Source organism: Streptomyces swartbergensis (assembly GCF_002148965.1).
In the GTDB taxonomy this organism is placed as follows: domain Bacteria; phylum Actinomycetota; class Actinomycetes; order Streptomycetales; family Streptomycetaceae; genus Streptomyces; species Streptomyces swartbergensis.
Genome location: NZ_NGFN01000480.1, coordinates 1 through 5,197 on the forward strand (window position 1 = coordinate 1; position 5,197 = coordinate 5,197).

Consider the following 5,197-nt stretch of genomic DNA (forward strand, 5'->3'; position numbering starts at 1 on the left):
CGGCCCCGCCGGCCCCCGTGTGGCCTGGTTCCTCACTCTCCCCGCCCTGGCCCTGCTGCTGTTCCCGCCGCCCGCCCTCGGCTCCTACAGCGCGGAGCGCGACGCCGACCGGCGTGCGGCCCGGGGCGTCGGCACGTTCCCGGCGCTGCCGGCCGGGAACCCGCTCGACATCACCCTCGGGGACTTCGGCTCCCGGGCGGTCTACGACAGCGGCCGCTCCCTGAGGGGACGCACGGTCCGGCTCACCGGCTTCGTCACCCGGGACGACGACGGCACCTGGTACGTCACCCGCCTCCTCGTCTCCTGCTGCGCCGCCGACGCCACCACCGCCAAGGCCGAGGTGCGCGGCGCCGGCGCCCCGCCCGTCGACACCTGGGTCACGGTCACCGGCACCTGGCACCCGGAGGGCGAGCTGGGCTCGGCCGCCGCCTGGCCGCCGGTCCTCGACGCCGGCTCCGTCCGGCGGGTGCGGCAGCCGGACAACCCGTACGAGAAGCGCTGAGGGCCGGACCTGCGGCGACGGCCCCCCGCAGGGGTTTCGCCCCACCTGCGACGGGTAGTCGGGGCACGTTCCGGGAGGGCTCGGAGGCGCCGCGGACCGGCCGCCCGGGCGGCCGGCGCTCACCGGCCCGTCCCGCAGCCGGCGGGGCCAGGCCCGGAAGAGCGTCGATGGTGAAGGCCGGTGATCGAAGGAGGCGGTGGTCGTGCGGCCCAGGGACGATCCCCCAGGTGCCCAAGACGACGACCCCGGTCCCCGCACGGGGGGCGGTGACCTGGACCTGGACGGGATCCGGGCCGCCGATGTGATCGCCAGGGGCGTGCGCGGCGCCGAGCCCGGAGAGGTCCCGGGACGGCTGTGCGAGGTGGCGGTCGAGCTGCTGCCGGTGGTCGGCGCGAGCGTGTCGCTGCGCAGCGAGGGCATGCCCGTCCAGCTGAGCGCCAGCAGCCCGCACGCCGCGCACCTGGCGCAGATCCAGGCGACGCTGGGCGACGGGCCCTGCCAGAGCGCGGTGGAGGACGGGGAGCCCGTGCTGGCCTGCGATCTGACGACCGGCCGGGACGCGGGCCGCTGGCCGGTCTTCGCCCAGCAGGCGACGGAGGCCGGGGTGCGGGCGGTGTACGCGGTGCCGTTGGGCAGCGACGCGGTGTGCGTGGGCACCCTCGACCTGTACCGCGACAGCCCTGGCGGGCTCACCGAGCGGCAACTGCACGTGGCCCGGCTCGTGGCCGGTGTCATGACGGTGGCCCTGATGGCACTGCCGCGCGAGGCCGAAGCCGAGTGGCGGGACGAGGATCCCTGGCTGAGCGGGCTGGGCACGGACCACGAGGAGGTCTACCAGGCCGTCGGCATGATCATGGCGCAGCTCGGCATCAGCGCCGACGACGCGCTCGCGCGGCTCCGGGCGGACGCCTTCGCACGCGGCTGCACGGCCCTCGACGCGGCCCGCGACGTGATCGCCCACCGCAGGCGTTTCGACCGGTACTGAGCCCCGGCCGGCGTCGGTCAGATCTGTGCCTCGCCCTGCTTCCTGATCTCGGACAGGCGTTTCGCCCCGCGTTCCGCGGTCTGCTGCGTGACCTCCTCGTACACCTCGTCCAGGCCGGCGTTGGTGAGCGTGATCGTCTCCTCACCGACCCGCACGGCCGCGAGGTCCATCGTGAGGTACGTCAGCTCCCCCTCCTCCGTCTCGCCGGCCAGGGTGACCCGCAGGGCCTGCCGGGCGTCCCCCACCGGCGGCAGCGGCATGTCGCCGACCTGGACGGTCTGGACGCCGCCGCGCGCGGTCGCGGCCGTGAACTCGCCGCACTTTTCCGGCAGCGACTTCAGCCAGGCCAGCGTGCGGTCGACGGCCGCCGGGGGATGGGCGGCGACGTGGTAGCGCAACTGGGCGTCGGTGTCGGCGTCGTCGAACGCGGCCGTCGCCCGCGGGCCGGCCGGGGTGCCGAAGGGCTCCTCCGTGTAGAGGACGTCGAGCAGCCGCTGGCAGTCGGGGTTCTTCGTGGTGGCCTTGAGCAGTCCGTCGCGCCAGGTCCTGGCTCCCCGCGTCGGTCCCCACGGCTCCCCCAGATCGACCGGGGTGATCAGCGCCGCCTGGGCCTGGGGCTCGGTGAGGCCGGACCCGGAGCCGGCGGGCCGTTCGCCGGCGGGCGACGCGCCGGTGGGGGTGGCGGAGGCGGAGAACCACCGTGGCCGCGGCTCGTCCTGGACGGAACAGGCGGCCGTGGCCAGCAGGGCCGTCACGGACAGCGCGGAGGCGAGGAGGGCGCGGGCACCTGGGCCGCGTCGGCCGGCCGGGGGCTGGGGCATCGGAGGGCCTCCTGCGGGGAGTTCATGGAGGTGCCTCGGGACGGGGCGGGCTCTCCAAGATCGGGTACGTGCTCTTACGGCACCACCGCGACGGGCGGCACACCAGTGCGACGGGCTGTTCGGGTGAGGGAGGCGTACGCGCGGCCGGTGCCCGCGACGCGCACGCGCCGCCGGCCCCCGAAAAAGCCGTCGCCCCGCACGCCGCCCTCCTGTTACGGTCCCGCCCATGAAGCGCGCCAAGCCGTTCCCGTCTCTCACGACGACGCCGGAGAGTGTCCCGGCGCGCTGACAGCTGACCCAGATGTCTTCAAGCCCCGGGGCGAGTGCCCCGGGGCTTCGTCGCGGTGGGGGTACCACCCGGCTCGAGCGGAGCCGAGAGCCTGGGGGAGCTCGCCTCAAGACCCGAGGAGCCCGCCATGCACGACCACCGACGGCTCGGCCGTGAACTGAACCTCTTCGACACCGACCCGCTCATGGGCGCGGGGCTGCCGTACTGGCTGCCCGACGGCGCGATCGTGCGGCACACCCTGGAGGAGTACGTCCGCGAGGCGGAACAGCGGGCGGGCTACCGGCACGTGTACTCGCCCGTGCTCGGCAAACGCGAGCTGTACGAGATCTCCGGGCACTGGGACCACTACGGCGAGGACATGTTCCCGCCGATGGACGTCGGCTCCGAGCAGGTCCTGCTCCGCCCGAGCCTGTGCCCCCACCACGCCCTGATCTACCGCTCCCGCTCCCACAGCTACCGCGAACTCCCCCTCCGCATGGCCGAGTTGGGCGGCATGTACCGCTCGGAGCTGTCCGGCGTCCTCGGCGGCCTGACCCGGGTACGGGCCATCACCCTCAACGACGCGCACATCTTCTGCACCCTGGAGCAGGCCGTCGAGGAGGCGCGTGCCGCGCTGGAGCTGATCGGCCGTGCCTACGCCGACCTGGGCATCCGCGCGGCCCGCCACCGTCTCTCCCTGCCCGGCGAGGGCGGCAAGTACGTGGCGGACCCGGACCTGTGGCGGCGGGCCACCGCCCTGCTGCGCGAAGTCCTGGACGGCTCGGGCATCCCCTACGAGGCCGCCGAGGGCGAGGCGGCCTTCTACGGCCCGAAGATCGACGTGCAGATCGCCGACCCCGCCGGGCGGGAGGCCACCCTCTCCACCGTCCAGATCGACTTCCACCAGCCCGAACGCTTCGACCTGCACTACATCGGCCCCGACGGGGCGAAGCACCGCCCGGTCATGGTGCACCGCAGCGTCATCGGCAGCGTGGAACGGGCCGTCGCCCACCTCGTCGAGGCCCACGGCGGAGCCTTCCCGCCCTGGCTGGCACCGGTGCAGCTGGTGGTGCTCCCGGTGGGCGACGACCAGGCGGACCACGCCCGTGAACTCGTCCGCCGCGCCCGCGAACTCGGCCTGCGGGCCGAGGCCTCCGGCCCTGAGCAGGGCACCCTCGCCGCCCGCGTCCGCGCTGCCCGGCCGGCCCCGTACCAGGCGGTGATCGGCGGCCGGGAGGCCGAAGCGGACCAGGTCGCACCGCGCCTGCGGGACGGGCGGCGGCCGGGCGCCCTGCCCGCCGCCGAGTTCCTGCGGCGTATCGCGGACCGGGTGGCGGCTCGCGGAAGTGGCCTGTGGGAGGCGGCGTAAGGTCGCTCGTGCGGAGCCCAGCGCGGGAACAGTGGAAGGAGCCACCGCCGTGACGGACGGTCAGCGCATACCGGTGATCATCGACTGCGACACCGGCGTCGACGACGCCCTCGCCCTGCTGTTCGCCGTACGGCACCCGGCGCTCGACGTGCGGGCGATCACCTGCGTGGCCGGGAACACGGACGTGGACGGCGTGGTCCGCAACACCCTGACCGTGCTGGAGGTGGCCGGTGCCGGTGACATTCCCGTCGCCCGGGGCGCCGAGCGTCCGCTGATCGAGCCCGTGCGGACGGCGCGGCATGTGCACGGGCAGGACGGAATGGGCGATCTGGGGCTGCCCGCGCCGACCCGCGTGCCGGTCGACGTGGACGCGGTGACGCTGCTGCGTCGCGAGATCCTCGCCTCGCCGAGGCCGGTCACGCTGATTCCCACGGCGCCCCTGACGAACATCGCGCTGCTGCTGCGGACGCACCCCGAGGTGACCCGCAACATCGAGCGGATCGTGTTCATGGGCGGCGCGGTGGCGACGGGGAACGCCACGCCGGTCGCGGAGTTCAACGTGTGGCACGACCCTGAGGCGGCGGCGGTGCTGCTCACCGCGGGGGTGCCGATCACGATGTACGGGCTGGACGTGTTCAAGAAGGTGCTGGTGCCGGCGGGGGAGGTGCAGCGGCTGCGGGCGAGTGCGGAACCGAGTCTGCGGATGGCCGGTGAGCTGCTCGCCCACCGGGACCCGGCCACCTCGGGCGATCCCACGCCCATGGGCGGTCTCGGTGACGCGGGTGCGGTCTGCGCGGTCGTCGACCCGAAGGGGCTGACCACCGAGCGCCTGCCGGTCGAGGTCGTCCTGGCCCCGGGGCCCGCGCGCGGCCAGACGATCGTCGACCGGCGGCCACGGCCCGGGGAGTCCGAGATCCACGAGGGCATCCGCGAACAGGCCTTGGTGGAGGTGGCCTTGGACGTGGACGTGGAGCGGTATGTGAACCTGTACCTGGAGACGGTGTAGCACGACGGGCCGCCGCTGAGCGTCGGGCGGCGGCCCGTCGTGGGGTGGCTCAGGTGCCTACGCGTTGCGCTTCGCCGCGCGGCGGCGGGTGGTGAGGACGATGGCCGCGCCGCCCGCGAGCAGGGCAGCCGCCCCGATGGCGATCGGGCCCGTGCTGCTGTTGGCGCCCGTTTCGGCGAGGTCGCCACCGCCGCCATTCGGCTTGGGGGCCGGGGGCGTCGTCGACTCGGAGGCGGACGGGGTGGG

Annotated in this window: 6 protein-coding genes; 4 read left to right on the forward strand and 2 right to left on the reverse strand. The window is 74.7% G+C overall.

The annotated features are described in order from the left end of the window. Both CA983_RS40405 and CA983_RS40410 read left to right on the forward strand, forming a co-directional pair. A partial coding sequence (locus CA983_RS40405; RefSeq protein WP_086605661.1) for a TIGR03943 family putative permease subunit occupies nt 1-502 on the forward strand: 502 nt, incomplete at its 5' end. A gap of 196 nt (nt 503-698) precedes the next feature. After that, nucleotides 699-1,487, forward strand: coding sequence for a GAF and ANTAR domain-containing protein (locus tag CA983_RS40410; protein ID WP_086605662.1), 789 nt, complete (start codon nt 699-701; stop codon nt 1,485-1,487). 17 nt (nt 1,488-1,504) lie between these two features. Here the strand turns inward: CA983_RS40410 and CA983_RS40415 are convergent, their stop codons facing one another. Beyond that, nucleotides 1,505-2,308, reverse strand: coding sequence for a hypothetical protein (locus CA983_RS40415; protein WP_086605663.1), 804 nt, complete (start codon nt 2,306-2,308; stop codon nt 1,505-1,507). A gap of 380 nt (nt 2,309-2,688) precedes the next feature. Between CA983_RS40415 and thrS the strand changes: the two genes are divergently transcribed. Beyond that, the gene (thrS, locus tag CA983_RS40420; RefSeq protein WP_279628503.1) at nt 2,689-3,945 is read left to right on the forward strand and encodes a threonine--tRNA ligase; all 1,257 of its coding nucleotides are present in this window, start codon (nt 2,689-2,691) and stop codon (nt 3,943-3,945) included. A gap of 49 nt (nt 3,946-3,994) precedes the next feature. After that, a complete protein-coding gene (locus tag CA983_RS40425) occupies nt 3,995-4,951 on the forward strand; it encodes a nucleoside hydrolase (protein WP_086605665.1) in 957 nt (318 codons plus the stop codon). Between the two features lie 57 nt (nt 4,952-5,008). On the opposite strand, the gene CA983_RS40430 is transcribed toward CA983_RS40425, so the two are convergent. After that, on the reverse strand, nt 5,009-5,197 hold a 189-nt coding region (locus CA983_RS40430; protein WP_143645723.1), incomplete at its 5' end, for an LAETG motif-containing sortase-dependent surface protein.